A 16383-nucleotide genomic window follows, 5' to 3' on the forward strand; every position below is an offset into this window, starting at 1 on the left:
TCAAGTGTCCCACGGGTGCGCAAGCTCTTATCCACCGCTGTCCACAGCCGTCCCAGCGCTGTCATACCGGCGGGCGCGGGCTGTGGACAACCTCGGACCGCGCCGTCGGCGTCTGGGAGAATGGCTTACGCCAGCCTTCGAAACCCCAAGCATTCAAGGACGTGCCGATCGTGGCTCAGAGCAGCACCGAGACCGACTGGGTCTCCCGTTTCGCGGACGAGGTCATCGCCGAGTCGGAGCGACGTGCGCCTGGCAAACCGGTCGTGGTCGCCTCGGGCCTGTCGCCGTCCGGCCCCATCCACCTGGGCAACCTCCGTGAGGTCATGACCCCGCACCTGGTCGCCGACGAGATCCGGCGCCGGGGGTACGAGGTGCGCCACCTGATCTCCTGGGACGACTACGACCGCTACCGCAAGGTGCCGGCCGGTGTCCCCGGCGTCGACGAGTCGTGGGCCGAGCACATCGGCAAGCCGCTGACCTCGGTTCCGGCCCCCGCCGGCTCCCCGTACCCGAACTGGGCCGAGCACTTCAAGGCCGCCATGGTCGAGTCGCTTGCCGAGCTGGGCGTCGAGTTCGACGGCATCAGCCAGACCGAGCAGTACACGGCGGGCGTGTACCGCGAGCAGATCCTGCACGCGATGAAGCACCGCGCCGCGATCGACGCGATCCTGGACCGCTACCGGACCAAGGACAAGGCCACCGGCCAGCCGAAGAAGCAGGGCCAGGGCCAGAAGCCGCAGCCCCAGAAGCAGCAGAAGCCGGTCGACGAGGCCGAGCTGGAGGCCGCCGAGGGCTCCGGCGCGGCGAGCGAGGACGACGGCTCCGGCGGCGCCGGCGGGTACTTCCCGTACAAGCCGTACTGCGGGCAGTGCGGCAAGGACCTCACCACCGTCACCGCGTACGACGACGAGTCGACCGAGATGACCTACAGCTGCGTCTGCGGCTTCTCCGAGACGGTGAAGCTGAGCGAGTTCAACCGCGGCAAGCTGGTCTGGAAGGTCGACTGGCCGATGCGCTGGGCGTACGAGGGCGTGATCTTCGAGCCCAGCGGCGTCGACCACTCCTCGCCCGGCTCGTCCTTCGTGGTCGGCGGGCAGATCGTGCGCGAGGTCTTCGACGGCGTCCAGCCGATCGGCCCGATGTACGCGTTCGTCGGCATCTCCGGCATGGCGAAGATGTCGTCCTCGAAGGGCGGCGTGCCGACCCCGGCCGACGCCCTGAAGATCATGGAGGCGCCGCTGCTGCGCTGGCTGTACGCGCGCCGCAAGCCCAACCAGGCCTTCAAGATCGCCTTCGACCAGGAGATCCAGCGGCTGTACGACGAGTGGGACAAGCTGGAGGCCAAGGTCGCCGACGGCAGCGTCCTGCCCGCCGACGCCGCCGCCCACTCGCGCGCCGTGCGCACGGCCGCCGGCGAGCTGCCGCGCACCCCGCGCCCGCTGCCGTACCGCACGCTCGCCTCGGTCGTCGACATCACCGCAGGGCACGACGAGCAGACGCTGCGCATCCTGAGCGACCTCGACCCGTCCCGGCCGCTGGCCTCGCTGGACGAGGTGCGCCCCCGGCTGGACCGCGCGGAGAACTGGATCTCCACGCACGTCCCGGCCGACCAGCGCACCATCGTCCGCTCCGAGCCCGACACCGAGCTGCTCGGCTCGCTGGACGACGAGGGGCGCGAGTCGCTGCGGCTGCTGCTGGAGGGCCTGGACACCCACTGGTCGCTGGACGGGCTGACCACGCTGGTGTACGGCGTGCCGAAGGTGATGGCGGGGCTGGACCCGGAGGCCAAGCCGACGCCGGAGCTGAAGGTCGCCCAGCGCAACTTCTTCGCGCTGCTGTACCGGCTGCTCGTCAGCCGCGACACCGGACCGCGGCTGCCCACGCTGCTGCTGGCCGTCGGCGCGGACCGGGTGCGCAAGCTGCTGGGCGCGTGAGGACGTAGCCACCCACGCTTAACGACGAGGCCCCCCACCGGGAGGTGGGGGGCCTCGTCCATGCCATGGGCTACGCGGGCCATGGGCTACGCGGTGTCGTTCACGCGATGTGCTCGGACGTCAGTTCCGCCTGGTAGCGCTCCTTGAACCCCGGCAGCATGCGGCGCAGCAGGACGGCGCTGAGCGGGTGCCGGATGCCGTGGCCGTCGGCGAGGTGTATGTCGAGGACCTCGGCGCTCGGCCAGACGTTGTTCTCGTCGACGTACTGCTTGAAGACCGGGTACGCGGCGTGCCGGAACTCCTCGGAGTCCGGCTCGGGGATCTCGCCCTGCGGCGGCGGCTCCTCGTCGTACGCCGGGTCGTAGGCCCCCTCGTACGCGGTCGGCGGCAGCTGCGGGGCGGCGAACCAGGGGCTGTGGTGGTTGGCCGGGAGCTGGGGCTGCGGCTGGGGTTCCGGTTCCGGCTGGTGTTGTGCCTCCGGCTGCGCCTGCGGCTCGGTGTCGTCGGGGTGCTGGGCCGGGAGCTCCTGGGCCGGGAGCTCCTGGGCCCGGGCGTCCGGGGCGGGAACGTCCGGGGTGGGGGCGTCGTCCTGCCGGGCCTGCTCCAGGCGGGGCGTGCGCTGCCGCTGCTCGGGGATCACGGCCCGCTCCTGGGCCGGAGACTGCGCCTGCGGGAGCTCGGCGGCGGGGGTCGCCGGGATCTGCTGCGGGTCGCGGGCCGGGGTGGGGGCCGGGGTCGGGTTCGGCGGCAGCAGGACCGGCTCGATGCCCGCCGCAGCCAGGCCCGCCGGCGCGGTCTCGGCGAGCGGCACACCGTACTTCGCCAGCCGCAGCGGCATCAGCGCCTCGACCGGCGCCTTGCGGCGCCAGGCCCGGCCGTACCGCGCCTGGAGGCGCGCCTGGTAGATCAGCCGGTCCTGCTCCAACTTGATGACCTGCTCGTACGAGCGCAGCTCCCACAGCTTCATCCGGCGCCAGAGCCGGAAGGTGGGCACCGGCGAGAGCAGCCAGCGGGTGAGGCGTACGCCCTCCATGTGCTTGTCGGCCGTGATGTCGGCGATCCGGCCGACCGCGTGCCGCGCCGCCTCGACGGCGACCACGAAGAGGACCGGGATCACCGCGTGCATGCCCACGCCGAGCGGGTCGGGCCAGGCGGCCGCGCCGTTGAAGGCGATCGTCGCGGCGGTCAGCAGCCACGCCGTCTGCCGCAGCAGCGGGAACGGGATGCGGATCCACGTGAGGAGCAGGTCCAGGGCGAGCAGCACGCAGATGCCCGCGTCGATGCCGATGGGGAAGAAGTACGAGAAGTCGCCGAAGCCCTTCTGGAACGCGAGCTCGCGCACCGCCGCGTACGAGCCCGCGAAACCGATGCCGGCGATGACCACCGCACCGGCGATGACGACACCTATCAGCATCCGGTGCGTCCGTGTCAGCTGCATCGCGGCCACCCGCGATCCCCTCCCCGCAGTCGAGATCTGGCGGGCACAGCCTGGCACACGTGTGCGGGGTCCGGCCCGCGGGGGAGGGCCGGACTCCGCATAGCGCCCGTGCGGGCGGCTACTTGTTGGCGGTGGCGACGGCGGCCACGGCCTCCTTGGACGCCTTGACCGCGTCCTCCATCAGGGCCCCCACATCGGGGGTCTCGGCGCCCGCGTACCCGGCGCCGTTGTAGGAGAGGATGACGACGGCGTTCTCCGTACGGGTCACGATGACCGCGTTCTTGAAGTCCTCGTCGGTCTTCTTCAGGCCGAAGCTGAAGGCCTTCGACTCGTCGCCGACGCCCGTGGCGGTCGAGGCGTGCAGACCGGTGGCGCCCTCGGTCGCCTGGACCTTGGCGACCTCCTTGGCGAAGCTCTCCTGGGCGCGCTTCTCGCCGCTGCCGAGCGTGGGGTCGGAGTCGTAGCGCAGGAGGGAGATGTCGAGCCAGCGGTAGTTGGAGCCCTTGATGCCCTTGTCCTCCAGGCCGTTCCAGGAGCAGCTGCCGCGGCTGGCGATGTCGTTGGACTTTCCGGGCGTACCGGTCTTGACCTTCGCCTCCGGGACCATCTCCGCGACCGTCTTCGCCGCGAGGGCCTTGCAGGCGTCGGGCAGCTTGGTGAAGACGGCGGGCTCGACCTTCGGCGTGGGCTCCTTGGCGGCGCCGGACGCGGCGCTGGACGAGGCGGCGGACGGGGGCGTCTGCTTCTCGGGCTCGCCCTTGCCGTCGGAGTCCGAGGAGCAGCCGGCGACGACGAGCATCACCGGTACGGCTGCGCAGGCGAGTATGCGGGTGAGTCGCGGGGCTGATCGGTGCATGGTTCCTTCAGTCGCTTGTCGTACGGTCGTCCGGCAGTTCCGACACGGTAGCCCGAGTCGTACGGGTACGGGCGAGGCGCGGGAGAGGCGCGGGCGCCGCGCGGAGCCGGGGCGGAGCCGGCGCGCGGGTGGCTACTCGTCGAACTTCTCGGCGAGCTTGCGGGCCAGTCCCTGTGCCTTTTCCTGCAGTTCCTTGCTGTCGGGCACCTCGGTGATGCGGCCGGGCTGTTCGCCGTACCGGATGGTGACGATCACGTTCGATGTGCGGAACACCACGCTGACGGTGCGGTGCTGGGCGGTCGAACCGGCGCGGGTGAGGACGTCGTCGAGGAACGCCGCGTCGCCGAGGTCGGTCAGGACGCGCGGCTCCAGGCCCTCGGGGGTGGTGCCGGGGCTGGCGGCCGGGACGGCGGCGACGCTCGGGGCGGGCGCGGCGGCGCTCGGGGCGGGGCCGCCGGTGGCCGGTGGCGGGCTGCCGGGGCCGGCGGGGGTCGTGGGGGAGGCGGGCGTGCTGGGGGTGCCGGGGGTGGGGGCGACCGCCAGGCCGGCGGCGGTCTGCTTGCCCTCGTAGACCTGCTGGGCGCGGTCGTCGTCGCTGACGGTCGGGTCGTACGAGACGACGCGCTCGAAGTCCAGGGTGAGCTGGTGCGAGGCGTCCGGCCCGTCGGCCTTCCAACTGCACCCGGCGCGGCGGTCGGTGTCGTACGTGACGGCCGAGGTGCCGCGGTAGACGCGCTCGCGCTGCTCCTGGGGGAGGAAGTCGACGCCGGGGAGCAGGTCCCTGAGCGTGGACCGCTCGATGGAACCGCAGGGTTCGAGGAGCGTGCGGTACTTGCCGGGTTCGGCGGCCGCCGCGGCGGGGCCCCCGGCCTTGGAGTCGATGGCGGAACCGGAGCCGCCGGAGCCGGCGGTGCAGCCGGTCAGGCCGGTGACGCCGGCGGTGACCGCCGCGAGAAGTGCGGCCAGGCCGGGTGCGTACGCCCTTCGCTGCACGGTCCGGGGTCCTTTCGCTCGGGTGCCTGCCATCCGAAAACTTGTTGCCGCCCGACGCCGACGGGTGGACACAATGTCTATCGCACGCGCTGCCGTCGATGCTGGTCCGCTGTCGCATACGCGGATGTTGGCGCCGGTTTTTGCGTTTCCAGACTTTTCGGGGGATCGAGGAAGTATGTCTTTTGTAGAGGTGCCCGGGGCGAAGGTCCCGATCCGGATGTGGACGGACCCGGCGGCGGTCGAGGACGTCGCGATGCAGCAGCTGCGGAACGTCGCCACGCTCCCGTGGATCAAGGGCCTTGCCGTGATGCCGGACGTGCACTACGGCAAGGGCGCGACGGTCGGCTCGGTCATCGCGATGCGGGGGGCGGTCTGCCCGGCCGCGGTGGGTGTGGACATCGGCTGCGGCATGTCCGCGGTGAAGACGTCGCTGACGGCGAACGACCTGCCGGGCGACCTCTCGCGGCTGCGCTCGAAGATCGAGCAGGCCATCCCGGTGGGCCGCGCGATGCACGACGAGGCGGTCGACCCGGCCGCGCTGCACGGCTTCCCGGCGTCGGGGTGGGACGACTTCTGGGCCCGGTTCGGCGGGGTGGCGGAAGCGGTCAAGTTCCGTCAGGACCGGGCGGTGAAGCAGATGGGAACGCTCGGAGGGGGCAACCACTTCTGGGAACTGTGTCTCGACATCGACGGTTCCGTCTGGATCATGCTGCACTCCGGGTCCCGGAACATCGGCAAGGAACTTGCCGACTTCCACATCGGAGTGGCGAGGGATCTGCCGCACAACCAGGGCCTGGTCGACCGGGATCTGGCAGTGTTCATCTCGGAGACGCCGCAGATGGCGGCCTACCGGAACGATCTTTTCTGGGCGCAGGAGTACGCGAAGCACAACCGCGCCATCATGATGGCCATCTCGCAGGACGTCGTGCGGCGCGAGTTCAAGAAGGCCAAGGTCACCTTCGAGCCGGTCATCTCCTGCCACCACAACTACGTGGCGGAGGAGCGGTACGACGGAATGGACCTGCTGGTCACGCGGAAGGGCGCGATCCGGGCGGGCTCCGGCGAGTACGGGATCATCCCCGGCTCGATGGGCACCGGCTCCTACATCGTGAAGGGGCTCGGGAACGCCGCGTCCTTCAACTCCGCCTCGCACGGCGCCGGCCGCAAGATGAGCCGGAACGCCGCGAAGAGGCGCTTCTCCACGCGGGACCTGGAGGAGCAGACGCGCGGTGTGGAGTGCCGCAAGGACGCCGGCGTGGTCGATGAGATCCCGGGCGCCTACAAGCCGATCGAGAAGGTCATCGACCAGCAGCGCGACCTCGTCGAGGTGGTCGCGAAGCTGAAGCAGGTGGTGTGTGTGAAGGGCTGAGGCGGAGGAGCACCTCGGCTCTGGGTGAGGGCCCCGGCGGGTTGGCGCCGGGGCCTTCGCATGTCCCGCCGGGTCTACTGCTCGCGGTGGACCTTGGTGTTGGAGGCCTGGGCGCGGGGGCGGACCACCAGGAGGTCGATGTTGACGTGGGCGGGGCGGGTGACGGCCCAGGTGATGGTGTCGGCGACGTCGTCGGCGGAGAGCGGGTCGGGGACGCCCGCGTAGACCTTGGCCGCCTTCTCGGTGTCGCCGCGGAAGCGGGTCGTGGCGAACTCGTCGGTCTTCACCATGCCGGGGGCGATCTCGATCACGCGGACCGGGGTGCCGACGATCTCCAGGCGGAGGGTCTCGGCGAGGACGCGGGCGCCGTTCTTGGCGGCGACGTAGCCGCCGCCGCCCTCGTAGGTGGCGTGGCCGGCGGTGGAGGAGACGATCACCACCGTGCCGGCGCCACTGGCGGTGAGGGCGGGGAGCAGGGCCTGGGTCATGTTGAGGGCGCCGATGACGTTGACCTCGAACATCTGGCGCCAGTCGGCGGGATCGCCGGTGGCGACGGGGTCCGCGCCGAGTGCGCCGCCCGCGTTGTTGACGAGGACGTCGCAGCGCTCGAGGCCGGCGGCGAAGGCGTCGACGGCCGGGCGGTCGGTGACGTCCAGGGCGTACGCCGTGGCCTGGTGGCCGGCGGCGGTGAGCTCGGCGGCCAGGGTCTCGATGCGGTCCTTGCGGCGCGCGGTGAGCACGACGTGGTGGCCGGCCGCGGCGAGCTGCCGTGCGGTGGCGGCGCCGATACCGCTGCTGGCTCCGGTGACGACGGCGACGGGCGCGGTGGGGGTGGCGGCGGTCATGGGCTTCTCCTCGCGCGGCTGATCGAAAGGGTGGTCGATACGCGGTCAGGATAGGTGTGGGTGTGGTGCCGGTCAGTGGCCGCGCGGTGTGTACATGATCACGGCCATACCGGCGAGACAGATCAGCGCGCCGGTCACGTCCCAGCGGTCGGGCCGGTAGCCGTCGGCCACCATGCCCCATGCGATCGACCCGGCCACGAACACGCCGCCGTACGCGGCGAGGATCCGGCCGAAGTCGCCCTGCGGCTGGAACGTGGCGACGAAGCCGTATGCGCCGAGGGCGAGCACGCCGGCGCCGATCCAGAGCCAGCCCCGGTGCTCGCGGACGCCCTGCCAGACGAGCCAGGCGCCGCCGATCTCGCAGAGGGCGGCCAGGACGAAGAGGGCGGCGGAGCGGGCGATGAGCATGGCGTCCAGCGTAGAGGGCGGGAAAATCGGTACCTTCTGGACATGGTTGCGAGGGGCAGGGCTGGACTGGTGGTGTCGGGCGTGACGGTGCTGGCGGCGGTGGCCGCCTCGGACGCGGGCGCGGGGGTGGCCGCCGGTGCCCCCGCCGCCGGCGCCACCGGGGCGATCGCCCCCGAGGCGGATGTCGCCCACCACGGGCATGTCTCCCTCGACGGTGACCGGCTGGAGGTGCTGATGGCGAGTCAGAACCACGGCCCGTCCGGCGTGCCGACCGTCACCGTGCGCCTGGCCTTCTCGGTGCCGCCGGCCGCCGGGCCGCCGCTGCCGCCCAACTGCCTGTGGGGCGGCGACCGGGAGGTGCTGTGCTCCACCGGTCCGCTGCGGGCGGACGGCCCGGCCCGCGACACCGTGCTGGTCCTGCGGACGGCCGGCACCCCGCACGAGGTGACGGTACGGGTGGCCACCGAGTGGAACGGCGGCGCGACCGACCGGAACCCGGGGAACAACGACCACCAGGTGCTGGTCCCCGCGACGGGCGACTGGTACGTCTTCTGAGTCAGCTCCCGCTTCCGGCCCAGGCGATGTAGCCGTCGGGGCGGATGAGAAGCGTGTCCCGGCGGGCGGCGTTGGCCCAGCTCGCCCGTATGACCCGGCCCGGCGCGGCGGGCGCGTCCGGTGCGGCGGCACCACCCCGCGGGGCGACGAGGACGAACGCTCCCTGCCGCAGCAGTTCGTAGAGCCGGCCCTCCGTCAGGGCGAGGTCGGGGGCGCGCCGACCGGTGAGGCGGTGGGCGCCGCGCCCGGCGCCGTACGCGATGCCGATGCCGCTGATCATGCGCATCGCCTTGGCGGCCGCGGGAGGGAACCGGTTGAGCAGCCCGGTGCCGAGGGCGCGGGCCGCCAGCGTGGGCGGGGTGTGGACCATGGCCAGGCGGATGAGCGCGCCGCTGCTGCGCAGCACCGTCGTGCCGACGGGGTGGCGCTCGTCGTGGTAGCTGTCGAGCAGGGCCTCGGGCTCCGGGGCCTCGCCCCGCAGCACGGCGGCGAGCTTCCAGGAGAGGTTGGCGGCGTCCTGGAGGCCGGTGTTCATGCCCTGGCCGCCGGCGGGTGAGTGGACGTGCGCGGCGTCACCGGCGAGGAAGACCCGCCCCTTGCGGTACTCCGGTACCTGGCGTTCGTCGCTGTGGAAGCGGGAGAGCCAGCGGGGGTCGTGCATCCCGAAGTCGGTGCCGAGGGCGGTGCGGGTGAGGGCGCGGATCTCGTCGAAGTCGACGGGCTCGCTGTCGGGCGACTGGCGGTGGCGGCTCCAGCCGCCCACCCGGTACCAGCCGTCACCGAAGGGCACGACGAACGCGAAGGCGTCAGGGGTGCCGCTCGCCGTGAGGGCACTGCCGGGCTCCTCGGAGAGCCGGACGTCGGCGAGCACGACGGAGCGGATCACCGACTCGCCGGGGAACGGCACGCCGAGCCCGTCGCGCACGGCGCTGCGCACGCCGTCCGCGCCCACGAGATAGCGGGCGCGCAGCTCGCCGGGCGCGCCGTCCGGGCCGGTGACCTCGACGGTGACGGAGTCGGCGTCCTGGCGCAGGCTCCGCAGCTCCGTTTCGTAATGGAAGTGCACGCCGGCGGAGACGGCGCGGCGCTCCAGCAGCTGCTCGACCTCGTACTGGGGTGTGATCAGCACGAAGGGGAAGCGGGAGCGCAGCCGGGAGAGGTCGAGCGACAGCTTGCTGAAGAGGTTCAGCCGGGTGAGGGGGGTGCCTCGCTTCACCAGTTCGTCCGCGAGGTCGCGGGCGTCGAGCAGCTCCAGCGTCCGGGCGTGCACGGCGAAGGCGCGTGCGAGGTTGCTGGTCTCGTGGGGGCGGCGCTCGACGAGTGCCACCTCCAGGCCCGCGGCGGCGAGGTCGCCGGCGAGCAGTAGTCCCGTGGGTCCCGCGCCCACGACGATGACGTCGAACTCCGTGCCCGGCGTGCCAGTCATGGCTGCCTCCTGCCCGTGGAATGCCAACGGATGTTGGTCAACGGTTGTTGGTCAACGCTCGTTGGCAAATGTATGCCCGCGCTGATGGCGCGTCAACACCTGTTGGCCTACAGTTGTTGGCATGAAGACGGAAACCCCCGCCCCCGCCGACCCCCCGAGCCCCCCCCGTCGCTCGGACGCCACCCGCGCAGCGATCCTCCACGCCGCCCGCGAGCGGTTCGCGACCGACGGGTACGAGCGCGCCACCATCCGCGCCATCGCCCGCGATGCCGGGATCGACCCGTCGATGGTGATGCGCTACTACGGCAACAAGGAGGGGCTCTTCGCCGCCGCCTGCGCGGTCGACCTGCGCATTCCGGAGGTCGGGGCGCTGCCCACCAAGCACGTCGGCGCGGTCCTCGCCGCCCACTTCTTCGACCGGTGGGAGCAGGACGAGGTGCTCACGGCCGTGCTCCGGGTCGCCGTCACCAACGCCGCGGGTGCCGAGCGGATACGCGCGATGTTCCCGGCACAGCTGGGCCCCGTCGTGGCCGGCATCTGCCCCGACCCGGCCGACGCCCCGCGCCGCGCGGCCCTGGTGGCCTCGCAGTTCCTCGGCATGGCGCTGGCCCGCTACGTGCTGCACCTGCCGCCCGCCGTCGAGATGTCGCGGGACGAGGTGATCGCCTGGCTGGCGCCGACGGTGCAGCGGTACCTGACGGCCGAATCCCCCTGACCCGGCCGGGCCGCGTCGTCCGCCGGCCGAGTCCCCCTGACCCGGGCGGCCGGGGCGCGCAGGCTCGCCGCGCCTACGCGGCCGCGCCGCCGAACTCGCGCAGGGCGTTCTCGACGATCGCCTCCAGGCGGGCGTGGTGGGCGCCGCGCCAGTACACCCGCCGGCACGCCGTGCACTGCGCGAACACGTCGTACGAGCGCTGCGTGCCCTGCTCCAGCTGCTCGCGCACCGCGTCCTTGTCCGCGTCCGTCAGCGTGCCGTTGCAGGCGGTGCACCGCGTCCACGGCGCGAGCCGCGGCGCGAAGCGCTCCAGGACGTCGCGGAGCTGGTCGTCGGGCTGGTCGCTGTAGACGTACGCACCCGCCCAGAGCTCGCGGCGTCGCAGCAGCCCCCGGTCCCGCGAGAGCATCACGCGCCGCTCCCGCGCCGACCAGGTGGCCAGCGCCGCGTCGCCGATGTCCTCGCTCTCGTACGCCGCGTCCACGCCGAGCAGCCGCAGCCGGCGCGCCAGCGTGCCGAGATGCACGTCCAGCAGGAACCGCAGCGGGGCGCCCGGCACCGGCTGCGGGCGCTCGCGACCCAGCACCTCGACGTGTTCGCCATGGGCCGGGATGTGCGAGGTGGAGACCGCGCGCCCGTCCACCAGCAGCCTGCCCGCCTCGGTCAGCGGTACGCCGAGCGACTCGACGACGTGCCCGAGCGTCGAGGCGCCGTCCGTGACCACGGAGGTGCGGCCCGCGCGGCGGGGCGCCGAGACGAACAGCCCCAGTTCGGGGGCGAAGCTGATGTGGATCTCCGGTCCGTTCACGCGGCCAGCATGCCACCGGGGCCTCCGCGCCAGCCAGGCCATTTCGCCCGCCCCACCGGAACGCACGCCGCCGGAAGGCGCCGCCCTGTCACCCGCCCCAGCGCCCGAGGTCCAGGCGCCAGTCGTTGCTCCGCAGCGGGCGGCCCGGCGGGTACTCGTCGTCGTACGCCCCGAGCAGCTCGAAGCCCGCCTTCCGGCACACCGCGTTCGAGGCGGCGTTGTCCACGGCGGGAAAGGCGTGCAGATACCGGTGCTTGCGCGCCGCCCGCGCCTCCTGGATGACGGCGGCCGTCGCGGCCGTGGCGATCCCGCGCCCCTGGAAGGGCGTCAGCACCACCCACCCCGTCTCGTACACCAGGGCGTCGTCCCAGGCCCGCTCCCAGTAGCCGATCACACCCACGGGCACCTCGTCCGGCAGCAGCACGATCCGGAACATCCGCCCCGCCCCCGTGCGGTCCGCGCTGAGGTCGACGTACCGCTGGTGGCGCCTGATCAGCAGGTCCTCGGTCTCCGGACCGCCCAGGTGGGCCATCATCTCCGGGCTGTTGGCGGCCCGCAGCAGCGCGATGCCGTCCTCGGACCACGGTTCGAGGCGGACGCGTACGGTCTGCGCGCTCATCGGGCCGAGCCCCGGGCCCCGCCTACGGCCACACCAGGCAGTACGGCTGGTGCCCCGCCTCGTGGAGGCGTACCGAGAAGTCCTGCCATTCGTGGAGCAGCTGGTACACGTCGAACGCGTCCCGCGGTCCGCCGCGGTCGGGGACCGTCGACCATATGAAGGCCGCCGCGCCCACGGTCTCCTCGCCGATGCCGCGCAGGGGGTCGACCACCGTCGTCGGAAGCTTCACCACGGCGTAGTCCGGGTGCAGGACCACGAGCTCCAGGGGCGGGACCTTGTGCAGCGGCATGCCCTGGATGCCGGTGAGGACCATCGCGGCTATCGTCTCGGGCTTGATCTTGGTGAACATGCCGCCCATGCCGAGCTCGTCGCCGCCGAGCTCCTCGGGCCGCATCGAGATCGGGACGCGCGCGGCGGTGGCGCCGTTGGGCGCGCCGAAGTACTTGTACGTCACCCCCATGCCCCGGCCACTCCCGCCTCCCAGAGGAACGCTCCCCATGTGCTCGTGCCCCAGGGGGTTCCCGGAGGTCTGTTCCCCGGAAGTCCGGGAAGGCTGGTTCCCGGAGGACCGGGAGGGCTGGTTCCCCGGGGGAATGTCCCGTTCTCGCCGGTGCTTCCCCCGCCGGGCGGGCTCAGGACCCAGGTCGTCGGTCCCTTCACCCAGTCCGCCACCGCGATGCATATCTCCACCCGACTGCTTTTAGGTAACACGGCCCCAACCGCGCAACCCGATCATCGTGACAGTGACCTCCCCCACGCGCGTGCGGTGAAACACCTGTCCGCAAGAACGTCCGGGCCTCTGACACCATGGTTTCCGTGAGCTTTCCCAATGACGCCCCAGTTTCGCAGACGCGGAGCCCTGCCGCCCGGTCGTAAAACAAGGTCGTCGGCAAGATCCGCAACAAGATCATCAACAGATTGTCAACAGGTCAACAGATCGTCGCCGTCCGGCGGCCGTGCCCGCGCATTGCCGCCCCTCCACTCGTTCTCGCAGGTCAGGACCAAAGTGCCGTATTCATACGAAGCCCCAGTCTCACAGACGCTTTTCGACCGTGCGTCCCTCGTGACGCCCGGCGGCGTGAACTCTCCCGTGCGCGCCTTCCGCGCGGTGGGCGGAACGCCCCGGTTCATGGTGTCCGGTACGGGTCCGTACCTCAATGACGCGGACGGGCGCGAGTACGTCGACCTCGTCTGCTCGTGGGGGCCGATGATCCTCGGTCACGCGCACCCCGAGGTGATCGCCGCCGTGCAGGAGGCCGTCGCGCGCGGAACCTCCTTCGGTACGCCGGGTGAGGGCGAGGTCGCGCTCGCCGAGGAGATCGTGGCCCGGGTCGAGCCGGTCGAGCAGGTGCGGCTCGTGTCGTCGGGCACCGAGGCCACGATGTCCGCGATCCGGCTCGCCCGCGGCTTCACCGGCCGCGCCAAGGTCGTCAAGTTCGCCGGGTGCTACCACGGGCACGTGGACGCGCTGCTGGCCGCGGCCGGCTCCGGCGTCGCGACCTTCGGGCTGCCCGACACGCCCGGCGTCACCGGTGCGCAGGCCGGCGACACCATCGTCCTGCCGTACAACGACCTCGACGCCGTACGCGAGGCCTTCGCCGCGCACCCCGGCGAGATCGCCTGTGTGATCACCGAGGCGTCGCCGGGCAACATGGGCGTCGTCCCGCCCCGCGACGGCTTCAACGCCGGGCTGAAGGAGCTGTGCGCCGCCAACGGCGCGCTGTACATCTCCGACGAGGTCATGACCGGTTTCCGCACCTCGAAGGCCGGCTGGTACGGCGTCGACGGCGTGGTCCCCGACCTGATGACGTTCGGCAAGGTCATGGGCGGCGGCTTCCCGGCCGCGGCGTTCGGCGGCCGCGCCGACGTGATGGCGCACCTGGCACCCGCCGGGCCCGTCTACCAGGCCGGAACCCTCTCCGGGAACCCGATCGCCACGGCCGCCGGCCTCGCGCAGCTGCGGCTGCTCGACGACGCGGCGTACGAGAAGGTCGACGCCGTGTCGCGCGAGATCCAGGCGCTGGTGACGGACGCGCTGAGCAAGGAGGGCGTGGCCCACCGGCTGCAGACCGCGAGCAACATGTTCTCCGTCTTCTTCACCGACGCCGAGGTCGTGAACTACGACGACGCGAAGAAGCAGGAGGCGTTCCGCTTCACCGCGTTCTTCCACTCGATGCTGGCGCAGGGCGTCTACCTGCCGCCGTCCGCCTTCGAGTCGTGGTTCGTCTCCACGGCGCACGACGAGCGCGCCGTCGAGCGGATCGCCGCCGCGCTGCCGGCCGCCGCCCGCGCCGCAGCGGAGGCGACGGCATGACCACGCGGCAGGGCGGAGGCGCAGGCGGCGGCGACATCACCGTCGTCCACCTGATGCGCCACGGCGAGGTGCACAACCCGGACGGCATCCTGTACGGGCGCCGCGCCGGCTACCACCTCTCCGAGCTCGGCCGGAAGATGGCCGACCGGGTCGCCGAGCACCTGGCGGAGCGCGACATCACCCATGTCGTGGCTTCGCCGCTGGAGCGCGCCCAGGAGACGGCCCAGCCCATCGCCGCCTCCCACGGTCTGGAGCTGGCCACCGACGAGCGGCTCATCGAGGCGGGGAACGTCTTCGAGGGCAAGACCTTCGGCGTGGGTGACGGCGCGCTGCGCAGGCCGGCCAACTGGAGGCACCTGACCAACCCGTTCCGGCCGTCCTGGGGCGAGCCGTACGTCGACCAGGTCGTACGGATGATGGGCGCGCTGAACGCGGCGCGTGACGCGGCCCGCGGGCACGAGGCGGTGTGCGTCAGCCACCAGCTGCCGATCTGGATCGTGCGCAGCTTCGTCGAGCGGCGCCGGCTGTGGCACGACCCGCGGCGGCGGCAGTGCACGCTCGCGTCCCTGACCACGTTCACGTACCAGGGCGACACGATCGTGTCGGTGGGCTACAGCGAGCCGGCCCGCGATCTCGTCCCGGCGCACCTGCTGGCCGGTGCGAAGCCGGTGAAGGGCAGGGACAAGGGCGCGTCCAAGGCCTTCGGCGCGTAACTACCCTGTCACAGAGCAGATTATGTGATTAATTCGGGAACCCGTGCGTTCCTCACCGCATCTCTCCCCTTGTCAGACCGGTCGTGACTTTCCGGTCGAAAAGCAGGCGCGAATGCGGATGGGGACGAGATGCGCGGGATCAGCCGAAGGGGTTTGCTGGGAGCCGGAGTCGGGGCCGCGGCCGCGATCGGAATCGCGGGCTGCGGCCCCGGCGGCGGTAACGACGGTACGGGCAAAGGCGGCGCACAGCCCGGCGGCGCCGGTAAGCCCGACGCGGGCGGCGCGCCGAAGGGACGGCTGATAGGCGACGGCTCCACCTCCGACACCGGTAAGCAGCCGAACCAGCCCGACAAGCCCGTCCCCCTGGAGCCCGGTCAGACCCCGCCCCAGTTCGTGGTGTTCTCCTGGGACGGCGCCGGAGAGGTCGGCAACGGCCTCTTCCCCCGCTTCCTCGAGCTGGCCAAGGACCACGGCGCGGCCATGACCTTCTTCCTCTCCGGGCTCTATCTCCTCCCGGAATCGAAGAAGACCCTCTACCGCCCGCCCAACAACCCCGTCGGGGCCTCCGACATCGGTTACCTCACCGATGACCACATCAAGGAGACGCTGAAATACGTCCGCCAGGCCTGGCTCGACGGACACGAGATAGGCACCCACTTCAACGGGCATTTCTGCGCGGGCTCCGGTTCGGTCGGCAAATGGACCCCGGCGCAGTGGCAGAGCGAGATCGACCAGGCCGTGAAATTCGTCACCGAATGGAAGACGAACAGCGGCTGGACGACCCTCGACCCGCTCCCCTTCGACTACCGCAAGGAACTCGTCGGCGCCCGCACCCCCTGCCTCCTCGGCCAGGACAACCTGCTGCCCACGGCGAAGAAGCTCGGCTGGCGCTACGACGCCAGCTCGCCCGGCGGCCGCCAGAAGTGGCCCGTCAAGCGCCAGGGCATCTGGGATCTGCCGCTGCAGCAGGTGCCGTTCCCCGGCCGCGCCTTCGAGGTCCTGTCCATGGACTACAACATGCTCGCCAACCAGTCGCAGAACACGACCAAGGGCAACCCGGCCCGCTATCCCGACTGGAAGAAGCAGGCCGCCGGGGCGTACCTCGCCGGTTTCCGGCGCGCCTACGAATCGAATCGCGCTCCCTTCTTCATCGGCAACCACTTCGAGCAGTGGAACGGCGGCATCTACATGGACGCCGTCGAAGAGGCGCTCAAGGGCATGGCCGGAAAGAAGGACGTCCGGCTGGTCTCCTTCAAGCAGTTCACCGACTGGCTCGACGTCCAGGACCCGAAGATCCTCGACAAGCTCCGCACGCTGGAGGTCGGGCAATCGCCGACCGGTGGCTGGAACACCTTCCTCAAGGCCGCTTAGACCGTCCTGACATCGGGCT

Annotated in this window: 16 protein-coding genes; 7 read left to right on the forward strand and 9 right to left on the reverse strand. The window is 71.7% G+C overall.

Features of this window, described 5'->3' with window-relative positions; translation table 11 throughout:
* Positions 1-161: 161 nt before the first annotated feature.
* Positions 162-1934 (forward strand): lysine--tRNA ligase, encoded by a 1773-nt coding sequence (lysS, locus tag ACZ42X_RS31110; RefSeq protein ID WP_468297110.1) that lies wholly within the window; start codon positions 162-164, stop codon positions 1932-1934.
* Between the two features lie 100 nt (positions 1935-2034).
* On the opposite strand, the gene ACZ42X_RS31115 is transcribed toward lysS, so the two are convergent.
* The 3 genes from ACZ42X_RS31115 to ACZ42X_RS31125 form a co-directional block, all read right to left on the reverse strand.
* Positions 2035-3372 carry a DUF2637 domain-containing protein gene (locus ACZ42X_RS31115; protein WP_468297112.1) on the reverse strand — a complete coding sequence of 446 codons (1338 nt, stop codon included), beginning with the start codon at positions 3370-3372 and terminating at the stop codon, positions 2035-2037.
* Positions 3373-3490: 118 nt separating this feature from the next.
* On the reverse strand, positions 3491-4228 hold the full coding sequence (locus ACZ42X_RS31120) for a DUF3558 family protein (RefSeq protein WP_468297115.1): 738 nt from the start codon (positions 4226-4228) through the stop codon (positions 3491-3493).
* Positions 4229-4360: 132 nt separating this feature from the next.
* Positions 4361-5221 carry a DUF3558 domain-containing protein gene (locus ACZ42X_RS31125; RefSeq protein ID WP_468297118.1) on the reverse strand — a complete coding sequence of 287 codons (861 nt, stop codon included), beginning with the start codon at positions 5219-5221 and terminating at the stop codon, positions 4361-4363.
* 175 nt (positions 5222-5396) lie between these two features.
* On the opposite strand from ACZ42X_RS31125, the gene ACZ42X_RS31130 reads away from it, so the two are divergent.
* The gene (locus ACZ42X_RS31130) at positions 5397-6590 is read left to right on the forward strand and encodes an RtcB family protein (protein WP_468297121.1); all 1194 of its coding nucleotides are present in this window, start codon (positions 5397-5399) and stop codon (positions 6588-6590) included.
* A gap of 74 nt (positions 6591-6664) precedes the next feature.
* Here ACZ42X_RS31130 and ACZ42X_RS31135 read toward each other — a convergent pair whose 3' ends face one another.
* Both ACZ42X_RS31135 and ACZ42X_RS31140 read right to left on the reverse strand, forming a co-directional pair.
* Entirely contained in the window at positions 6665-7435 is a 771-nt protein-coding gene (locus tag ACZ42X_RS31135) for an SDR family NAD(P)-dependent oxidoreductase (protein ID WP_468297123.1), read from the reverse strand.
* A gap of 72 nt (positions 7436-7507) precedes the next feature.
* A complete protein-coding gene (locus ACZ42X_RS31140) occupies positions 7508-7843 on the reverse strand; it encodes a YnfA family protein (protein WP_468297126.1) in 336 nt (111 codons plus the stop codon).
* A 42-nt stretch (positions 7844-7885) separates the two neighbouring features.
* Here ACZ42X_RS31140 and ACZ42X_RS31145 point away from each other — a divergent pair, with 42 nt between their 5' ends.
* Positions 7886-8398 carry a hypothetical protein gene (locus tag ACZ42X_RS31145; protein ID WP_468297129.1) on the forward strand — a complete coding sequence of 171 codons (513 nt, stop codon included), beginning with the start codon at positions 7886-7888 and terminating at the stop codon, positions 8396-8398.
* A 1-nt stretch (position 8399) separates the two neighbouring features.
* Here the strand turns inward: ACZ42X_RS31145 and ACZ42X_RS31150 are convergent, their stop codons facing one another.
* Positions 8400-9824 (reverse strand): FAD-dependent oxidoreductase, encoded by a 1425-nt coding sequence (locus tag ACZ42X_RS31150; RefSeq protein ID WP_468297132.1) that lies wholly within the window; start codon positions 9822-9824, stop codon positions 8400-8402.
* Positions 9825-9945: 121 nt separating this feature from the next.
* On the opposite strand from ACZ42X_RS31150, the gene ACZ42X_RS31155 reads away from it, so the two are divergent.
* Entirely contained in the window at positions 9946-10539 is a 594-nt protein-coding gene (locus ACZ42X_RS31155; protein ID WP_468297134.1) for a TetR/AcrR family transcriptional regulator, read from the forward strand.
* 73 nt (positions 10540-10612) lie between these two features.
* Here the strand turns inward: ACZ42X_RS31155 and ACZ42X_RS31160 are convergent, their stop codons facing one another.
* The 3 genes from ACZ42X_RS31160 to ACZ42X_RS31170 all read right to left on the reverse strand — a co-directional run bounded on the left by ACZ42X_RS31160 (position 10613) and on the right by ACZ42X_RS31170 (position 12648).
* Complete coding sequence (locus ACZ42X_RS31160; protein WP_468297137.1) at positions 10613-11347, reverse strand: Mut7-C RNAse domain-containing protein; 735 nt, start codon at positions 11345-11347, stop codon at positions 10613-10615.
* Positions 11348-11435: 88 nt separating this feature from the next.
* Positions 11436-11966, reverse strand: a complete 531-nt coding sequence (locus ACZ42X_RS31165) for a GNAT family N-acetyltransferase (protein ID WP_468297140.1) — start codon at positions 11964-11966, stop codon at positions 11436-11438.
* 22 nt (positions 11967-11988) lie between these two features.
* Positions 11989-12648 (reverse strand): hypothetical protein, encoded by a 660-nt coding sequence (locus tag ACZ42X_RS31170; protein WP_468297142.1) that lies wholly within the window; start codon positions 12646-12648, stop codon positions 11989-11991.
* A gap of 324 nt (positions 12649-12972) precedes the next feature.
* On the opposite strand from ACZ42X_RS31170, the gene hemL reads away from it, so the two are divergent.
* The 3 genes from hemL to ACZ42X_RS31185 all read left to right on the forward strand — a co-directional run bounded on the left by hemL (position 12973) and on the right by ACZ42X_RS31185 (position 16364).
* Positions 12973-14280: a glutamate-1-semialdehyde 2,1-aminomutase gene (hemL, locus tag ACZ42X_RS31175; RefSeq protein ID WP_468297145.1), complete on the forward strand. Its 1308-nt coding sequence runs from the start codon at positions 12973-12975 to the stop codon at positions 14278-14280.
* Positions 14277-14993, forward strand: coding sequence for a histidine phosphatase family protein (locus ACZ42X_RS31180; RefSeq protein ID WP_468297148.1), 717 nt, complete (start codon positions 14277-14279; stop codon positions 14991-14993). The genes hemL and ACZ42X_RS31180 overlap by 4 nt, the downstream gene beginning before the upstream one ends.
* A 129-nt stretch (positions 14994-15122) precedes the next feature.
* Positions 15123-16364 carry a polysaccharide deacetylase family protein gene (locus ACZ42X_RS31185; RefSeq protein WP_468297151.1) on the forward strand — a complete coding sequence of 414 codons (1242 nt, stop codon included), beginning with the start codon at positions 15123-15125 and terminating at the stop codon, positions 16362-16364.
* The last annotated feature ends 19 nt before the right edge of the window (positions 16365-16383 follow it).

Source organism: Streptomyces sp. NPDC030862 (assembly GCF_055571835.1).